Here is a 17,327-nt window from a genome sequence, read left to right as displayed (position 1 = left end):
CCGTCGGCGCCACCACCGCCGCGGCGCCGCCGGTCATCGCACGACCGCCTCTTCGACCAGCATCCGGCCGGCCGTCGCGATGGCCTCGGCGTCGATGCCCGCCGCGTGCAGCTGCTGGTCGGGCGCAGCCGAGCCGGGCATGGTCCGCACGGCGAGCCGTACCAGGCGCGGTACCGGCCGGCCGTCCGCGAAGGCCTCGGCGACCGCGTCGCCGAGCCCGCCCTCCTCGTGGTGGTCCTCGACGGTGAGCAGACAGCCGGTCTCCTCGGCGGCCAGGCGCAGGGTCTGCCGGTCGACGGGCTTGACGGAGTACAGGTCGACGACCCGGATCCGGATGCCGTCCTCGGCGAGCGCGTCGGCGGCCTTCAGCGCCTCGTGCAGGGTGACCCCGGCGGCGACCACGGTCAGCCGGTCCGCGTCGGAGGAGCGCAGCACCTTGGATCCGCCCACCGGGAACTCCTCGTCCGGTCCGTAGATCACCGGGTGCGCGCCGCGTGAGGTGCGCAGGTAGCGGATGCCCTCCAGCCCGGCCATGGTCGCGACGAGCTTGGCGGTCTGGTTGGCGTCACAGGGGTAGAGCACGGTCGAGCCGTACAGCGAGCGGAACATCGCCAGGTCCTCCAGGCCCATCTGGGAGGGCCCGTCCTGGCCGATGGCGACACCCGCGTGCGAGCCGACCAGGTTGATCCCGCTGCCGCTGATCGCGGCCATGCGGACGAAGTCGTGGGCCCGGGTGAGGAAGGCGGCGAAGGTGGCCGCGTAGGGCACCCAGCCGCGGACGGCCATGCCGACCGCGCCCGCCACGAGTTGCTGTTCCGCGATGTAGAACTCGAAGTAGCGGTCGGGGTGTTCCTTGCCGAAGAACTCGGTACGGGTGGAGTCGCCGACCTCGCCGTCCAGCGCGACGACGTCGGCGCGGGCGGTGCCGAGCGCGGCCAGCGCCTTGCCGAAGGCGTCACGGGTGGGGACCTCGTCCCCCTCCTCGTAGCGGGGCAGTTCGAGCGCGCCGGTGGGCACGGAGTGCAGGGCGCGGGCCGCCGGAGGCTCCTGCACATGGAGGCGGAGGTCCCGCCTCCCGCCCAGTTCGGCGATGGCCTCCTCGGGGTCCGGCAGCGGCTTGCCGTGCATGCCCTCACGGTCCTCGACGGCGGCGACGCCCCGGCCCTTGCGGGTGCGGGCGAGGATCGCGGTGGGCTGTCCCGCGGTGGCCGTGGCCTCGGCGCAGGCGCGGTCGACGGCGTCCACGTCATGGCCGTCGACCTCCACGGTGTGCCAGCCGAAGGCCTGGAAACGGCGGGCGTAGGCGTCCAGGTCGTGGCCGTGCCGGGTGGGTCCGCGCTGGCCCAGCCGGTTGACGTCGACGATCGCGATGAGGTTGTCGAGATGCTCGTACCCGGCGTGCTCGGCGGCCTCCCACACGGAGCCCTCGGCCATCTCGCTGTCCCCGCACAGTACCCAGACCCGGTAGGGGCCGTGCTCCAGCCGCTTCCCCGACAGCGCGATGCCGACGCCGACCGGCAGGCCCTGGCCGAGGGAGCCGGTGGCGGTCTCGACCCAGGGCAGCCGGCGCGGGGTGGGGTGCCCCTCCAGGTGGGAGCCGAGCTTGCGGAAGGTGAGCAGTTCGGCGTCGTCGATGGCGCCGACCGCCTTGTAGGCGGCGTACAGCAGGGGTGAGGCGTGCCCCTTGGAGAGGATGAGGCGGTCGTTGCCGGGGTGGGCGGGCCGGTCGAAGTCGTACCGCAGATGGCGGGCCAGCAGGACGGCCATCAGGTCGGCGGCGGACATCGACGAGGTCGGATGCCCGGACTCGGCCGCGGCGGCCGCCCGCACGCTGTCCACACGCAACTGCTGGGCGAGTTCGACGAGTTCGGCGGTGTTCATGAGACTCCTTCGGAGGGAGTGTCCGTAGCGGTTCCGGAGGCTTTCGACGGCTCCGGCGGACCCGGTGCAGGCGGTCACGGTCCGGGGTCGGCGGCTCACGGTGCGCCTCCGGGAACGCGTCCGGGTTCCGAGGCTTCCCACGTAACCGTAGGCGGGACCGTCAAACGCCGCCCGCCGAGAGCGCCCCGCCCGCCGCACGCCGAGCCGTGCGGCCGGCCGCGCGCGTGCGCGGCCCGCCACACGGCGGGGGTGTCGGGCCTCAGGCCGGACGGCGCGGTGCGTCCGGGCCGGCGTCGGGCGTGACCGGGGTGACCGGCGTGATCGGCGGTACCGGCGGCTGCGCCGGCACGGGCGGGTACGGCAGCCCCAGCCCACCGGGCGGCCCCGCGGGGGCGCTGCCGCCGATGACCCGGCGGGGAGCGTGCGGGTGGCTGGGCCGGGCGGCCTTCCGCAGCAGCGCGGCGACCGCGCCCAGGAGTGCGGCGGTGACCAGCGCCGCGGCCCACCCCGGCAGCACGGTCGCCAGCGCCAGGCCCACGGCGGCCGACACCGCCGCGCCGGCGTACAGGGCGACCGCACCGGAGGCGCCGTAGAGCAGGGCGGTGCGCCGCCGCTTGCGGCCCTGCTCGCGGAGCTCATCCCGTACGGTCTCGCGTGCGACCTGTGCCAGTTCGTCGACGAGGTCCTTGTCCAGATGTTCGAGATGATCCAGATGTTCCATGCGCTCCGGGTACCCGGACGGGAAAAGCCGTAACAGGAGATCACCGGAGGCGGCCTCTTCCGGCCCGGTGCCAACTAGGCTCGTCGCATGGAGATTCTGGGCGCCTCCCTGCGCATCTGCGTCGACGACCTCGAAACCGCGATCCCGTTCTACGAACGCCTCTCCGGGGGCAGAGCCCTGCGTTTCGAACGCGGGGGCGTCCAGGTCGCCGCGGTCGGCTCCTTCCTCCTGATGAGCGGCCCGGAGGCGGAGCTGGAGGTGCTGCGCAAGGTGACCGCGACGATCGCGGTGCAGGACGTCGAGGCGGCCCACCGGCTGCTGGACGACCTGGGCGCCCGCATCCTCGCCGGGCCGGTGCCCACCCCGGCCGGCCGCAACCTGCTCGCGATGCATCCCGACGGCTCGGTCTTCGAGTACGTCGATCAGCACCCTGCCTGATCAGGGGTTGCCCGGCCGCATCCGGAAGTCGTAGCGGCCGGGCAGCGGCCCGTCACCGAGCCGCGCCCACAACCGGTCGACGGTATCGGCCCCTTCCCGCAGGTCGGCGACCTCGAACCCGTCCTCGAACACGGCCCGGGCCGCGGCCCGCCGACCCTCGGCGAGCAGCAGCTCCGCCTGGAGGAGCCGGAACCGGCCGCGCTCCCGGACGGCCGGGGGCAGGGCCTCCCAGACGGTGCGCGCGTCCGCGGCCCGGCGCACCCGCAGCAGCGCTTCGAGGGCCTCGCGGCCGAGCGCGGCGGCCGCCGCCGTCCAGGCCTCGCCGTCGTCGCGGCGCTCCCGGCTCAGGTCGTCGAAGGCGTCGGCGTACCGTTCGGCGGCCCGCTCGTGGTGCCCGTACTCCTGGTCGGCGACGGCGAGACAGCGCAGCAGCGGCCACAGCGACGGGGCGAGCTGAAGGGCCCGCTCCCAGCTGCGGACGGCCTGGGCCCGGTCGCCGGCGTGCCACTGGGCGACGCCGAGGTGGTACTCGGTGTGCGGGGTCGCGGGGGCCGTCTCCAGCATGTCCCGCCAGTGCGGGGCGACCAGGGTGGGGCCCGGCGGCCGGACCCGGCGGGGTTCGGGCAGCGTGCCGGTGTGCAGCAGCTCCCGCCAGGGCCGCTGCTCCTCGCCGAGCGTCGACTCCGGGAACGGCGTGCCGGGCAGCTTCCAGTCGGTGCGCAGGACTTCGAGGGCGCCCCAGCCGGAACCGGTCGCGAGGATCTCGCCGGGTGCGGTGTCGGCACACGGCTGCCAGGCCGCGTACGCGGCGTCGAGCGCGCCGCGGGGCAGGGCGTCCGCCAGCCTCGCCTCGACCCTCTGCGTGACCGGGTCCGCCGCCGTCCCCGGCACCACGGACAGCGGTCCGTACGCCTCCAGCCAGGAGACCTCGCTCTCCGCCTCCAGCCGGACGTGCTCCAGCTGGGTGCGGGCCGGCCCGGCCTGGATCTCGCGGTAGCCGCCGGTACCGGGCCCGCCGAGCCATTCCTGCCAGCGCCGGCCGCCGGGGCCCGAGCCCCACACGAACAGCTTCCGGCCGCGCAGTCCGTCGGTCGAGGTCTGCACCAGCCCGTGGCCGGCCGCGTCCAGCGCGGCGATCCAGCGGCGCCGGCCGTCCGGCAGGTCGTAGAAGTAGTCGGTGGCGTACGGGTGCCGGGTGTCGTACGGCGGAACGGGCACCCGGCGCAGCCTGCGGTCCGGCCCGAACTCCCAGGCCTCCGCGGCCGGCACCACGACCCGGCGGTCCTGCGGAACAGCCGTGTTGGACCACCAGTACAGCGGCGCCGGGCGTTCGTGCGGATTGCGGACGCGGACGCCGACGTACAGGAAGTCGGAACCGTCCGGCAGCCACAGGTCGACCTGGAAGGGCAGGTCGCGCAGCCGCTCCCACTCCCACAGCCGGAGCATCTCACCGCCGTCGGGGGCGGGGACCCGGGCCGCGTGCAGCGGGGCGCAGGAGAGCGTGGTGTGGCCGGTGGCACCGATGTTCCATTCGATGCCACCGGCGTACCAGGCACCGTTGAGGGCGAAGTTGGCGGGCTGGAACACCGGGTTGCGGTAGAGGAGTTCACGGCCGGTGGGCAGCTGGACGAGGGAGGCGACACGGCCGCCCAGGCCGGGCAGGACGGTGGCGCGCAGCCGGCCGTTCTCGATCACGAGCGCGTCGAGGGCACGGGGTGCGCGGGTTCTGCCGTAGCCGTCGCGGATCCGTACCGGCAGCAGGCTGCGCAGCGGCTCGTAGCCGATCTGCCGGGCCATGTCCGCGGGCAGGTCCTCCCGGTCGCGTTCGTCGACCCGGTGGTCCCCCACTGCCCCGAAGGCGTGGGCGGTGCCCCCATCGTCGAGGGGGCGGAGCGGGGGGAGCGGGTTGTCCGGGCCCAGCTCCGCCGCGGGCAGGTTCAGTACCTCACGTCGGATCCTCGTCACGATCGCCATGGAACCGGGCACGGGGCGAGCTGACCAGGGGAGCTGCCGGTCAGGATTCCGCAAAGGCCGCTCCGGTGGCTCGGTCAGCGCATCTCGGCGGTGATCGCCCACCGCTCGTGGTCGCGCCAGGCCCCGTCGATGTAGATCATCTTGGGTGAGAAGCCCTCCAGCCGGAACCCGGCGCCGCGCGCGAGCGCGATGGAGGCGGCGTTGCCGGGCTGGACGTTGATCTCCAGCCGGTGCAGCCGCATCGGTCCGAAGGCGTGGTCCACGACCAGCCCCATCGCCTCCCGCATCAGCCCGCGCCCGGCCGCGTGCGCGAACACCCCGTAGCCGAGGGCACCGCACTGGAAGCCGCCCTCGACGATGTTGTTGATGTTGATGAACCCGGCGATCGCCCCGTCGTGCTCCGCTCCGTCCTTCTCACAGACCAGGAACCCGGCCTTGGTGCGGTCCTCGATCAGCCGGCCCGCGTAGCCGGCGTAGGCGGCGTCCGTGGTGGGCGGGAACAGCCACGGCTGGTGGAGGTCCTTGCTCTCCCGGGCCCGGGCGATGAACTCGGCGCCGTCCTCGTAGCTGTAGTGGCGGATGCCCACGCGAGGGCCCTCGGCGAGATGACGGGAAGCGATGTGCGGCATCCGGCCACCCTATGCAAGGCCGGCCACGGCGTCACCGCAGCGCCGGCTCCACCAGGGTGAGCGTGCCGGCGTCCGCGTCCAGATCCGCGGCCACGCCGAGCGGCACGGTCAGGGCCGACTCGCAGTGCCCGAAGCCGAACTCCTCCACCACCGGTACCCCGAGTCCGCCGAGCCGGTCGGCGAGCACCGCCCGCACCCCCTCGTACGGCCCGCACCGGTCCCAGGACCCGAGCAGGATCCCGGCCACGCCGTCGAGCCGGCCGGACCGCAGCAGCTGGGTGATGCTCCGGTCGAGGCTGTACGGCTGCTCGCCCACGTCCTCCAGCAGGAGCAGCCCGCCGCGCGCGCCGGGGTGGGTGTGCGGGGTGCCGATGCCGGTCGCGAGCAGGCGCAGGCACCCGCCGACCGTGACACCCCGGGCCCGGCCGGGCACCAGGGAGCGGCCCCGGCCGGTGACGGTGCGGACCGTCTCCGGGGCGAACAGGGTGGCCCGCAGGTGCTCCTGCGCCTCGGTGCTCTTGACGAAGTCGGCGCCCGCGGCCACCGGCCCGTACAGGGTGGCGAGCCCGAGCCGGACGGCGAACGCCTCGTGCAGCACGGTCGCGTCGCTGAAGCCGACGAACACCTTCGGCCCGGCGGCCCGCATCGCCCCCCAGTCGAGCAGGTCCACCAGGCGCTGGGCGCCGTAGCCACCGCGCGCGCAGAGCACGGCGGACACGGTCGGGTCGCACCAGGCCCGCTGGAGATCGGCGGCCCGGTCGGCGTCGGAGCCCGCGAGGTACCCCAACTCGCCCCCCTCGGCGAGCACATGAGGCGCCACCACCGGGTCGAGATCCCAGCCGCGCAGGATGTCGAGGCCCGCCTGGAGCCGCTCCTCCAGCACCGGCCCGCTCGGCGCCACCACGGCGACCCGGGCTCCGGGGGCGAGTCTCGACGGCCGTACCAGCTCTCTCACTTCACCAGCTCCAACTCGGGGATGCCGGGCACGCTCAGCCCGAACACCTGGGCATACAGGGCGAGTTCGGCCTCCAGGGCGCGCACCATGGTCTCCGCGCGGCGGAAGCCGTGGCCCTCGCCGGGGAAGGTGAGGTACGCGTGCGGCACCCGCCGTCCCTCGAGGCTCGCGAGGAAGCGTTCACACTGCACGGGCGGGCAGATCACGTCGTCCAGGCCCTGGAGCAGCAGGAAGGGCGCGCTGAGCCGGTCGGCGTGCTCGCTGGGCGAGCGTTCCGCGTACCGCTCGGGGACCTCGGCCAGCGGCCCGATCAGTGACTCCAGGTACCGGGACTCGAAGTCGTGGGTCTCCCCCGTGCCCCAGCCGGTGAGGTCGAGGATGGGGTAGGCGATGGTGCCGCAGGCGTAGACGTCGGTGCCGGTCAGCGAGGCCGCGGCGGTCCAGCCGCCGGCGCTGCCGCCCCGGATCGCCAGCCTGGCGCGGTCGGCGGCGCCCTCCTCGGCGAGGGCGAGGGCGACGGCCGCGCAGTCCTCCACGTCGACCACGCCCCACTGCTCGCGCAGCCGGTTGCGGTACTCCCGTCCGTACCCGGTGGAGCCTCCGTAGTTGACCTCGGCGACCCCGATGCCACGGGAGGTGAAGTAGCCGATCGCCAGGTCGAGAACGAGGGGCGCCCGGCTGGTGGGACCGCCGTGGGCCCAGACGACGTACGGTGGCAGCTCGCCCTCGGGGGCGGTGTGGCCGGGATGGTGGGGCGGGTAGATGTGGGCGTGCACCTCGCGGCCGCCCGGGCCGGTGAAGGTGCGGACCCGCGGCTCGGGGTAGTGGGCGGGATCGACCGGATCGCGGTGCGCGGCGCCGACGACCCGGGCACGGCCGCTCGCGGTGTCGAGTTCGATCACCTCGTACGCGGTGCGCGGGCTCGCGCCGACCGCCACGACACGGGTCCCGTGCGCCGCGAGGGTGGGGGCGAACTCGGTCCAGGGACCGGCGGCGTCGACGAGTTCGCCGGATTCCGGGTCGAGTATCCCGAGTCTGGTAGACCCCCGGCCGTGCACGACGGCGATCAGCCCGCTGTCCAGCGGGGCGAACCAGCGCTGGCCGAGCTTCCAGAGCGGCCCGGCGAACTCCTCCTCGCGCGGGCAGAGCGGGGTGCCGTCGCGGTAGAGGTTCCACCAGCCGCTGCGGTCGCTCGCGTACAGCAGCCGGCCGTCCTTCGACCACTCGGCCTGCGCGACCGACTCCTCGGGGCCGCCCGCGACCGTGCGGACGGCGTGCAGCGCGCCGTCGTCGCCGACCTCGCCGACCAGCAGCTCCGTGCCGTCCCACGGCATCCGCGGATGGTCCCAGGCGAGCCAGGCGGCTCGCCGCCCGTCGGGCGACAGACGCGGACCGGTCACGAACCGGTGCCGGTCGCCGGTGAGTTCGCGCACGGCGGCCCGGTCCTCGGCGGCCGACCCGTCCAGCGGGACTGCGGCGATCACCCGCCGCACGTCGCCGGGGCCGTCACCGGTGAACTCCTCAAGGACGCACCAGACCTCGCCCCGCTCCGGCAGCAACCGCGGTTCGGCGAACCGGAGCCCGGGCGGCGTCAGCGGGCGGGGCTCGGCGCCCGGCTCGTACCGGTACAGGCGCTGGTCGTCGAAGTGGACGAAGACCAGCAGCGGTTCGCCGCCGGCCGCGGGCACCGCACCGGCCCAGGGCTGCCCGCCGTACTCGATGACCCGGCTGCGGACGTTCCACGGCGCGGGCAGCACGGACTCCCGGGTGCTGCCGCGCACCAGGGTCCGGCGCCCGCCCTCCCGCGGGCGGGGTTCGGTCCACCAGGTCTCGCCGCCGACGAAGCCCACCCATTCGGGGCTGCCGTCGTGCGCCGCGGCCAGGGCCGCGTCGATGGGCGAGGGCCAGGAGCCGTACGGCTTCGTCTCCACGATGTCTCCTATGCCGTGCGCAGGAAGCGGTCCAGGACCCGGACGCCGAAGTGCAGGGCCTCGACGGGGACGCGTTCGTCCACGCCGTGGAACATGGCCTGGTAGTCGTAGCCCTCCGGCAGCCGGAGCGGTGTGAAACCGTAGCCGGTGATGCCGAGCCGGGAGAACTGCTTGGCGTCGGTGCCGCCCGACATGCAGTAGGGCACCACATGCCCTTCGGGCGCGAACTCCTCGACGGCGGCGCGCATCCGGGCGTACGTCGGCGAGTCGAGGGGTGCCTGGAGGGCGACCTCGCGGTGGTGGAACTCCCAGTCGACGTCGGGTCCGGTGAGCCGGTCCAGAGTGTCGCGGAACTCGTCCTCGGTGCCGTGCAGATGGCGTCCGTCGACATAGGCGACGGCCTCGCCGGGGATGACGTTGACCTTGTAACCGGCGGTCAGCATGGTCGGGTTGGCGCTGTTGCGGACGGTGGCCTCGACCAGCTTGGCGGCCGGCCCGAGCTTGGCGAGGAGCAGGTCGACCTGGGTGAGGTCGGGCTCGACGCCGTAGAGGGCGGCTAGTTCGGTGAGGGCGGCGGTGACTGTCGGGGTGAGCCGGAGCGGCCAGCTGTGCTCGCCGATGCGGGTGACGGCGGCGGCGAGCCGGGTGACCGCGTTCTCCTTGTTGACCTTGGAGCCGTGTCCGGCGCGCCCGTGCGCGGTGAGCTTCAGCCACCCGGTGCCGCGCTCGCCCGCGGCGATGGGGTAGAGCTCCCGGCCCAGGCCGTCGTGGAAGGTGAAGGCGCCCGACTCGCTGACACCCTCGGTGCAGCCCTCGAACAGCTCGGGGTGGTGGTCGGCGAGGAACCCTGAGCCGTCCCTCGCGCTGGCCTCCTCGTCGGCGGTGAACGCGACGACGATGTCCCGGCGCGGCCGTACCCCCTCCCGGGCCCAGGCCCGCACCACGGCCAGGATCATCGCGTCCATGTTCTTCATGTCGACGGCGCCCCGGCCCCAGACCACCCCGTCGCGGACCTCCCCCGAGAAGGGGTCGATCCGCCAGTCGGCGGCCTGTGCGGGCACCACGTCGAGGTGACCGTGGACGAGGAGCGCGTCCGCGGCCGCGTCCGTCCCCTCGATGCGGGCGACGACGTTGGTACGGCCCTCGGTCCGCTCCAGGAGGATCGGCTCCAGGCCGGCTCCCGCCAGCTGTTCGGCCGCGTACTCGGCGGCGGGCCGCTCCCGGCACGCGCCGTCGCCGAAGTTGCTGGTGTCGATCCTGATCAGCTCGGAGGTGAACCGGACCACCTCGTCCAGCGCCTGCTCGTCAGCCATACTGCTCCTCCACCGCGGACGAGACGATCGTGGTGACCGCCTTGAAGGTGCGGATGCCGTCGTACATGGTCTCCTCGGTGTACGCCACCTTCCGCTCGCCGGTCCGCCGCACCCCGGGCACGACGGTGGCGGAGAGGGCGAGGTGCTCGGCGTCGAACTCGAGGGCGACCGTGAACGGCCCGCCGGTCACGGGTTCGTGGCGCACCGCGAGCCCGGCCGCGTCCTTGGCGGCGGCGCGGATGTCAGCTGCCGTCCTGGCGGGCGTCCGGCACTTGGCCGCGTACCTCGACACATGGTCCTTGACGGCGACCTTGAGGGCCTCGGGCGCGTAGCCGAGGGCGTCCTCGCAGGCCAGATCGTCGCCGGTGACAAGGACGACCGGGACGCCGTACTCGGCGACGACGTGGGCGTTGAGCAGACCCTCGCTGGCGCGCACGCCGTTCAGCCAGACGCCGGTGATGGAGTTGGCGAGATAGGTGTGGGCGAGGACGCCCTCCATGCCGGCACCGGTGTGGTAGCCGATGAAGGCGATGCCGTCGACGTCGCCGTGCTGGACGCCCTCGACCATGGAGAGGGCCTTGTGGCGGCCGGTGATCATCTCGGCGCGGTCGTCGAGCTGCTCCAGGAGCAGGTTGCGCATGCTCCAGTGGGCCTCGTTGATGAGGACCTCGTCGGCACCGCCGTCGAGGAAGCCGAGGACGGCGGCGTTGACGTCCGAGGTGAACATCGACCGGCACCGCTCCCACTGCGGCGTGCCGGGCAGTACGTCGCCGGGCCAGGTCACCCCGGTGGCGCCCTCCATGTCGGCGCTGATGAGGATCTTCATGGTGCGCCACGTTACGCGCCCGTACGGCCACCGGCCAGGAAGCGGGTCGCCGCCCCTCGGCGGCGGCCCGGCCCGCGGTCAGTTCGGGCGGCCGGTCACCAGCCACTTCGACGGCAGCATGATCTGCTCGCCGTCGGGGGTGAACTCGGTTGTCATCAAGGGAAGTTCGCCGCCGGCGAGGATCGTGAGGCCGGCGTTTTCCAGGTACTCGGGCACCGCGTCGTCGGCGACCTCACCGGGGGCGATGCCGTGCCGGAAGATCGGGGCGAGCTTGGCAGGCGGGCCGGACGGGCTCTGGGCGAGGCCGCCGAGGACGGGGCGGGCGGTCTCGGAGAGCTCGACGAGGAAGGCCCGGCCGCGATCGCCGACGAGCGTCGCGACGGCGTCGGCCAGCAGCTGCCGGTCGTCGGGTTCGCACTGGTGCAGGACGCCTCGCATGTAGATGTTGGCGTCGCCGAGTTCGGCGTGCAGGGCCTCGGCCTCGGTCTTCTCGACCGCGTCCAGCTGCCGGTAGCGGGCCAGTCCGGCCGGGTCGGCGTGCCGGGCGTGCGCCAGGGCGGCCTCGGCGACGTCGGTGCCCAGCACGCGCGGGAAACGGCCGGCGAGGAAACGGGTCTGGGTGCCGTTGCCGCAGCCCAGGTCGACCAGCGGCAGGCCGGGGTCGATGAGGTGGGGCTCGAGGAGGGGGACGTGGACGGCGGCGGTGACGCCCGGTTCCGCGTCCCAGAACACCGCTCCCGTCCCCTCGGGCGCTTCACGCCAGAAGCCCTCCCAGGCGTTCCGGTACCGACTCGTCACGCTCATGCCCAACTCCCCGGGGTGTGACCGCAGAAGGCCGCCGTATGTGACGGGCCAGTACGGTTTACCCTGCGCCGGTTTCGGCCACAAGCGCCCGGCGCGCTCCTTCACCGCGCATTCGGCGAACGTGCGTCTTCAGCGGCGCCGTGAGGTGAGTTCGAACCAGACGGTCTTCCCGGCGGCCGTACGGCTGCTGCCCCACTCCCGGGCCAGCGTGCTGACCACCCGCAGTCCGCGCCCGGCCTCGGCGCCGGAGTCCCTGCCCAGCAGGGTCGGCAGCGTGTGGTCGTCGTCGTCGACCTCGCACAGCAGGGTCTCGTCACGGATCAGCCGGAGCTGGACCGGGCGGCTGTGGGAGTGCCGTATCGCGTTGGTGACGAGTTCGCTGACCATCAGCTCGGCGGGGTCGGCGAGCCGGGCCAGGCCCCAGTCGTGCAGCTGTTCGCGGACGGCCGCTCGGGCCCTGCGGACCTCGGCGGGGTCGAGGGCGAGCCGCCACTCGGCGACGTCGTCCGGCTCGATGCCGTTGAGGCGGGTCATCAGCAGGGCGACGTCGTCCTTGCGGTCGCCGCGGCCCGTCTTCGAGAAGGTCGCGGCCAGGGTGCGGACGATGGTGTCGCAGGCGTCGTCCATGGAGGCGGCCGGGTGGGCGGCGGACTCGCAGAGGGCGGCGAGGCCGACACCGATGTCCTCGCCGCGCATCTCGACCAGTCCGTCGGTGCACATCACCAGCCGGTCACCGGGCTCCACCCGCACCCTCAGCGACTCGAAGGCGACCCCGCCGACGCCGATGGGCGCCCCGGTGGGCAGGTCGAGGAGTTCGCTTCGGCCGTCCACGGCACGGACCAGCACGGGCGGGATGTGGCCCGCGTTGGCGAGGTGGAGTTCGCTCTCGATCGGGTCGTAGACGGCGTAGAGGCAGGTGGCGAGGTAGCCGTCGCCGAGGCGCTGGGCGAGGTCGTCCAGGTTGCGCAGGAGCTGGGCGGGCGGGAGGTCCAGGGCCGCCATGGTCTGGACGGCGGTCCGCAGCTGGCCCATCATCGCGGCCGAGTGGAGGCCGTGGCCCATGACGTCGCCGACGACCAGGGCGGTGCGGGCGCCGGGGAGCTTCACGGAGTCGAACCAGTCGCCGCCGACCCGTCCGAGCAGGGTGCCCGGCAGGTACCGGGTGGCGATGTCACAGCCCGCCATGCGCGGCGGGATGTGCGGCAGCATGCTGTCCTGGAGGGTCTCCGCGACGCTCTCCTGGAAGGTGTACATGCGCGCGTTGTCGAGCACGAGGCCGGCGCGGGCGGCGAGTTCGGCTCCGGTGACGCGGTCCATGTCGTTGAACGTCTCGCGCTCGGGGTGGCGCAGCAGGATCATGAAACCCAGCACGACGTTGCGGGCCTTGAGGGGGACGACCAGCATCGAGCGGCCGGTGATCAGCGGCCGGATGTCGCGCTTTTCGAACTGCGAGGCGATGGCGTGGCCCATCTCCACGCTGATGCGCGGGACCAGGACCGGCTCACCGCTGGTCATGCACTGGAAGAACGGCGTGTGCGCGGGGAACGGCATGGCCTCGCCGACCGGCACGACGTCGTCCCAGCGGCCGGGCTCGTCGGTGTGCTCCAGGGCCACCCGGTGCCACATGGTGGTGGTGTCGGGCACGCCCCCCTGGAACCCCTCCCCGGCGACGACCTGTTCGCGCAGATAGGTGCCGGCGACATCGGTGAAACGGGGTACGACGGCCCTGCTGACCTCGACGATGGTCCGGGACAGGTCGAGCGAGGTGCCGATCCTCCCGCTGACCTCGTTGAGGAATTCCAGGCGCTCGCGGACGGCCGCGTGCTCCAGGTCCTCGCCCTCGTCGCCGGTGAGGCCGGCGGGCGGCGGGAGGCCCTGGGCGGCCGCCCGGGCGGCACGCTCTCGACGGGCCTGGCGCTCGGCGCGCCGGGCGACACCCCAGTCGGGGGTGACGGGGACCCGGTCGTTCTGGCTGAACTCCAGGATGGGGTAGCCGAGTTCGAGAACCTGGGCGACGATCCGCGCGCTCTCGCCGACGCTCATGCTGGGCAGGATCTCGGGGAGCCGGCGGGCGAGTTCCTCGGCGCCGGGGAAGTCGGTGTGCAGGGCGAATCCGGGCGCGATGCGCTCGAAGGCGACGTCCTCGGCGCGCTCGGACCGGCGCAGCCGCCCGGCGTCGGCGGCGAGCACCAACAGCCGCTCCTCGCCGGGTCCGACCAGCGGATACGCCCACCACAGCACGTCGACGCGGTCGCGGTCCGGCACGGTCAGCCGGGCCCGGCCGGCGGCCGGGAAGCTGAGCCGTCCGTCGAGGGAGGACTCCAGGTCGGGGCCGAGTCCGTCGTAGGCCGCGTAGGCACCGTACGGGGTGATCTCGTCGTCCTCGGGGAGCGCCCCGGAGACCGGCAGCAGGTCCAGGACGGGGCGGCCGATCGCCTGTTCCCTGACGGCGCCGAACAGCCGGCGCGCGCCGGTGCTCCAGTGGGAGACCCGCCCGTCGCGGCCGACGACCACCACGGCGAGGGGGATACGGCCGGACGCGCCCTCCCCGGCACCGAGACTGGGAGGTGCGTCCCGCTCGCCGCCATGGTTCATGGCCCAGGCCCTCTCTCCCCACGGCTCCGCGAAGATCTGTGCCGCCCGCCACTACCGTACGGTGGCCGCCGGTTGCGATGTGTGCCAATTCTGGAATTGGTATCACCGGAGCGCACCGGCGCACAGGTCCGCGCCCTCGCGCCCGCCAGGTCCGGCCCCGTGCCCCGTCCGGTCAGTCCTCGTGCCCCAGTTGGAGATCGCGTTCGGTGCGGCCGCCGCCCGCCACCTGCAGCACCGTGGCGACCGGCGGGTAACCGGCGGCGATGACGGTGTACTCGCCCGAGGAGAGGTCGACGAACCGGAACGTTCCGTCGGGACCGGTGGTGAGGGTGTCCACGACGTTCCCGGCGGCGTCGAGCAGCGTCACCCGCGCGTCCTCGACGGGCCGCCCGCCGCCGGCCCGGACGGTGCCCTTCAGCACGGCGCCGCCCGCGAGTTCGACGTCCTGCCGGGTCTCCCGGGCTGCCTGCACGGTGACCGGGAGGGCGGCCGGGCGGAAGGCGGGGGCGCTGCCGGCGAGGGTGTACTCGCCCGCCACCAGCTCGGTGATGACGTAGCCGCCCTCGCGTCCGCTGCGGGTGCTGGCGACCACCTCGCCCTGCACGTTGGTGAGCGTGACGGTGGCGTCGCGCACCGGCGTGCCGTCGGCGGTGCGGACGGTGCCCGCGAGGCGTCCGGCGCCGCCGAGGACGACGTCGAGATCGACGGGCCGCTCGCCGACGGTCACGGTGACCGCCTGCGGCTGGTGGCCGCCGGCGGCGGCGATCAGGACGTACGCCCCGGAGCCGGGTGTGGACAGGGCGTACCGTCCGTCGTCGCCGCTGGCGCCCCGGCCGATCTGCCGGCCGACGGCGTCGATGAGGGTGAGTGCGGCGCGGGGCACCACGGTCCCGTCGGGGTGCTGCACGGTGCCGCAGACCGGGATCCCGGCACCGGGATGCGCCGAGCGCGCCTGCGGGATCGGGGTGTGGACGGGGACGGACGCGGTTTCGGCGGTGGGGTGGGACACCAGCGGTTTCTCCTTGAGGAAGCAGGCGATGAGCAGGCCGAGGACGAGCATCGGCACCAGGTAGAGGAAGATCCTGGGCATCGCGTCGGCGTAGGCGCGGATGTAGGCGTCACGCAGTGCCGGGGGCAGCGCGTGGACGAGCTGCGGGGTCAGCGTCTCGGGGTCGGGCAGCCGGGCGCCGGCGTGGGCGGGCAGATGCCGGTGCAGGGCGTCGGTGAGCCGGTCGGCGAAGAGCGTGCCGAAGACGGCGGCGCCGACGCTGCCGCCGATCTGCCGGAAGTAGTTGTTGGCGCTGGTGGCGGTGCCGAGGTCGGCCGGCGGCACGGAGTTCTGCACGGCCAGCACGAGTACCGGCATCACCATGCCGATGCCGGCGCCGAGGACGGCCATCCAGATGCTGTACTGCCAGCGCGGGGTGTCGACCTCGAGCCGGGAGAGCAGCCACATGCCGACCACCGACACTCCCCCGCCGAGCACCGGGTAGATCCGGTAGTGCCCGGTGTGGCTGATGAGCTGGCCGGAGACGATCGAGGCGCCGACGATCCCGCCCATCATGGGCAGCATCAGCAGCCCGGACTCGGTGGCCGAGGCGCCGTCGACCATCTGCAGGAAGGTCGGCAGGTAGCTCGCGGCGCCGAACAGGGCGACGCCGATGACCAGTCCGACCAGTCCGGTCACGTTGAAGACGGAGTCCCGGAACAGCCGCGGCGGGATGAGGGGTTCGGCCGCGCGGTGCTCGGCGACCAGGAACAGCGCGGTGGCGGCCAGGGCGCCGGCCCCGAGTCCCAGGATGACGCGGGAGTCCCACGCGTACTCCGTGCCGCCCCAACTGGTCAGCAGGACCAGGCAGGTGGAGGCGGCGCCCAGCAACAGGCTGCCCAGGACGTCGAAACGAGCGCGGACCCGGGGCTTCGGCAGCCTCAGCACGGCGGTGACGACGGCCAGCGTGACCAGGCCGAAGGGCACGTTGACGTAGAAACACCAGCGCCAGGAGAGGTGGTCGGTGAAGTAGCCGCCGAGCAGCGGCCCGGCGACGGAGGCGAGGCCGAAGGCGGCGCCGATCAGTCCCATGAAGCGCCCGCGCTGCCGGGGCGGCACGATGTCGGCGATGATCGCCTGGACGCCGATCATGAGCCCGCCGGCGCCGATGCCCTGCACCGCGCGGAAAGCGATCAGCTGGTCCATGCTCTGCGCGCGGCCGGCCAGCGCGGAACCGACGACGAAGACCAGGATCGCGAACTGGAAGACGCTCTTGCGGCCGATGAGGTCGCCGAGCTTGCCGTAGACCGGGAGGCCGATGGTGGAGGTCAGCAGATAGGCGGTGATCGCCCAGGACATCCGCTCCAGACCGTGCAGTTCGCCGACGATCCTCGGCAGCGCGGTGGCGACGATCATCTGGTCCAGCGCCGCCAGGAGCAGCGCGAGCATCAGCCCGCAGAACACCAGCCGGGTGCGGCGCGGCCCGAGTCCCCGCGCCGGGGCGGGTTCCGGTAGGGGGGCGTCTGCGGGTGCCGCGGCCGGCTCCTCGTACTGCACCAGAGTCGTCCCCACGTACCGCTCCCCTCGTCGCGCCTGCGCACAATTGCCGCCTTGTGTCCCGCTGGGCGACAACTGTGGGCAAGCACGACGAGTTACGGCACGGCACCGGTCGGGCCGGAGATCCACTCGAACCGGTGAGAGGGGTCAACACCCCCTGTCCATCCGGCGGTTACCTACCGCCGGGGGAACGGGACTACTTCTCGACCTCGGTGGCGAGCCTGTCGAGCACCTCGCCGTAGATCCGGCCGAGGCCCTTGGGGGCGAAGGTCTTCTCGAAGAAACCGCCGACGCCGCCGGCGCCCTGCCAGGTGGTGTGGACCACGACCCTGGAGCTGCCCTCGCCGGCCGGGGTGACGCGCCAGGTGGTGACCATGGAGGAGTTGCGGTCCTTCTCGACCAGCTCGCCGTCGGTGGGCTCGCTGACCTCCAGGAGGCAGTCGCGGACGCGCTTGCTCGTGGCCTGGAGCTTCCAGTGCACCAGGGTGCCCTCGCCGTCGCCGCCCTCGCGCACCTCGTACTCGCTGAAATGCTGGGGCAGCAGCTTCGCGCGCGTGCCGCTGTAGTCGGCGAGCGCGTCGAACACCGTCTCCGCGTCCGCCGCGACGACCCGCTCCGTAGTGGCCTCGACCTGCGCCATTGAGTTCCTCCAGCACCTGAGTTCTCGGGGTTGGGGCAAGCCAACCACCCCGGCGCCCGGCCGCCCAAATCGGGG

13 protein-coding genes are annotated in these 17,327 nt (G+C 73.5%); 1 reads left to right on the top strand and 12 read right to left on the bottom strand.

What is annotated here, in order from left to right; genetic code table 11:
- Nucleotides 1-33 precede the first annotated feature (33 nt).
- Together ACZ4O3_RS08615 and ACZ4O3_RS08610 are read right to left on the bottom strand one after the other, a co-directional pair.
- Nucleotides 34-1,881, bottom strand: a complete 1,848-nt coding sequence (locus ACZ4O3_RS08615; protein ID WP_467721695.1) for a transketolase — start codon at nucleotides 1,879-1,881, stop codon at nucleotides 34-36.
- Nucleotides 1,882-2,140: 259 nt separating this feature from the next.
- Entirely contained in the window at nucleotides 2,141-2,602 is a 462-nt protein-coding gene (locus ACZ4O3_RS08610) for a phage holin family protein (RefSeq protein ID WP_467721694.1), read from the bottom strand.
- Between the two features lie 87 nt (nucleotides 2,603-2,689).
- On the opposite strand from ACZ4O3_RS08610, the gene ACZ4O3_RS08605 reads away from it, so the two are divergent.
- Nucleotides 2,690-3,040, top strand: a complete 351-nt coding sequence (locus ACZ4O3_RS08605; RefSeq protein WP_384989970.1) for a VOC family protein — start codon at nucleotides 2,690-2,692, stop codon at nucleotides 3,038-3,040.
- Here ACZ4O3_RS08605 and ACZ4O3_RS08600 read toward each other — a convergent pair whose 3' ends face one another.
- The 10 genes from ACZ4O3_RS08600 to ACZ4O3_RS08555 form a co-directional block, all read right to left on the bottom strand.
- Complete coding sequence (locus ACZ4O3_RS08600) at nucleotides 3,041-5,014, bottom strand: DUF5107 domain-containing protein (RefSeq protein ID WP_467721911.1); 1,974 nt, start codon at nucleotides 5,012-5,014, stop codon at nucleotides 3,041-3,043.
- A gap of 74 nt (nucleotides 5,015-5,088) precedes the next feature.
- Nucleotides 5,089-5,643, bottom strand: coding sequence for a GNAT family N-acetyltransferase (locus tag ACZ4O3_RS08595; protein ID WP_467721693.1), 555 nt, complete (start codon nucleotides 5,641-5,643; stop codon nucleotides 5,089-5,091).
- Nucleotides 5,644-5,674: 31 nt separating this feature from the next.
- Nucleotides 5,675-6,598 (bottom strand): S66 peptidase family protein, encoded by a 924-nt coding sequence (locus ACZ4O3_RS08590; protein WP_384989972.1) that lies wholly within the window; start codon nucleotides 6,596-6,598, stop codon nucleotides 5,675-5,677.
- Entirely contained in the window at nucleotides 6,595-8,529 is a 1,935-nt protein-coding gene (locus ACZ4O3_RS08585; protein ID WP_467721692.1) for an LpqB family beta-propeller domain-containing protein, read from the bottom strand. Before ACZ4O3_RS08585 ends, ACZ4O3_RS08590 begins: the two co-directional genes overlap by 4 nt.
- An 8-nt stretch (nucleotides 8,530-8,537) precedes the next feature.
- Nucleotides 8,538-9,842 (bottom strand): M20/M25/M40 family metallo-hydrolase, encoded by a 1,305-nt coding sequence (locus tag ACZ4O3_RS08580; RefSeq protein WP_467721691.1) that lies wholly within the window; start codon nucleotides 9,840-9,842, stop codon nucleotides 8,538-8,540.
- Entirely contained in the window at nucleotides 9,835-10,668 is an 834-nt protein-coding gene (locus ACZ4O3_RS08575) for a M55 family metallopeptidase (RefSeq protein WP_362726173.1), read from the bottom strand. The genes ACZ4O3_RS08580 and ACZ4O3_RS08575 overlap by 8 nt, the downstream gene beginning before the upstream one ends.
- A gap of 78 nt (nucleotides 10,669-10,746) precedes the next feature.
- On the bottom strand, nucleotides 10,747-11,472 hold the full coding sequence (locus ACZ4O3_RS08570; protein ID WP_467721690.1) for a class I SAM-dependent methyltransferase: 726 nt from the start codon (nucleotides 11,470-11,472) through the stop codon (nucleotides 10,747-10,749).
- A 129-nt stretch (nucleotides 11,473-11,601) separates the two neighbouring features.
- Entirely contained in the window at nucleotides 11,602-14,067 is a 2,466-nt protein-coding gene (locus ACZ4O3_RS08565) for an ATP-binding SpoIIE family protein phosphatase (RefSeq protein WP_467721689.1), read from the bottom strand.
- 172 nt (nucleotides 14,068-14,239) lie between these two features.
- Entirely contained in the window at nucleotides 14,240-16,627 is a 2,388-nt protein-coding gene (locus tag ACZ4O3_RS08560; RefSeq protein ID WP_467721688.1) for an MFS transporter, read from the bottom strand.
- Nucleotides 16,628-16,808: 181 nt separating this feature from the next.
- A complete protein-coding gene (locus ACZ4O3_RS08555) occupies nucleotides 16,809-17,252 on the bottom strand; it encodes an SRPBCC family protein (protein WP_362727469.1) in 444 nt (147 codons plus the stop codon).
- Between the last annotated feature and the right edge of the window lie 75 nt (nucleotides 17,253-17,327).

The sequence above is a fragment of the Streptomyces sp. NPDC026515 genome (genome assembly GCF_055567595.1).
This window is presented reverse-complemented; position numbering and strand designations above follow the sequence as displayed.

Excerpts from the sequence above, each read along its gene's own strand:
- ACZ4O3_RS08580 (WP_467721691.1), bottom strand. The coding sequence starts at position 9,842 with ATGGCTGACGAGCAGGCGCTGGACGAGGTGGTCCGGTTCACCTCCGAG.
- ACZ4O3_RS08610 (WP_467721694.1), bottom strand. The coding sequence starts at position 2,602 with ATGGAACATCTGGATCATCTCGAACATCTGGACAAGGACCTCGTCGAC.
- ACZ4O3_RS08570 (WP_467721690.1), bottom strand. The coding sequence starts at position 11,472 with ATGAGCGTGACGAGTCGGTACCGGAACGCCTGGGAGGGCTTCTGGCGT.
- ACZ4O3_RS08600 (WP_467721911.1), bottom strand. The coding sequence starts at position 5,014 with ATGGCGATCGTGACGAGGATCCGACGTGAGGTACTGAACCTGCCCGCG.
- ACZ4O3_RS08615 (WP_467721695.1), bottom strand. The coding sequence starts at position 1,881 with ATGAACACCGCCGAACTCGTCGAACTCGCCCAGCAGTTGCGTGTGGAC.
- ACZ4O3_RS08575 (WP_362726173.1), bottom strand. The coding sequence starts at position 10,668 with ATGAAGATCCTCATCAGCGCCGACATGGAGGGCGCCACCGGGGTGACC.
- ACZ4O3_RS08555 (WP_362727469.1), bottom strand. The coding sequence starts at position 17,252 with ATGGCGCAGGTCGAGGCCACTACGGAGCGGGTCGTCGCGGCGGACGCG.
- ACZ4O3_RS08565 (WP_467721689.1), bottom strand. The coding sequence starts at position 14,067 with ATGAACCATGGCGGCGAGCGGGACGCACCTCCCAGTCTCGGTGCCGGG.
- ACZ4O3_RS08605 (WP_384989970.1), top strand. The coding sequence starts at position 2,690 with ATGGAGATTCTGGGCGCCTCCCTGCGCATCTGCGTCGACGACCTCGAA.
- ACZ4O3_RS08595 (WP_467721693.1), bottom strand. The coding sequence starts at position 5,643 with ATGCCGCACATCGCTTCCCGTCATCTCGCCGAGGGCCCTCGCGTGGGC.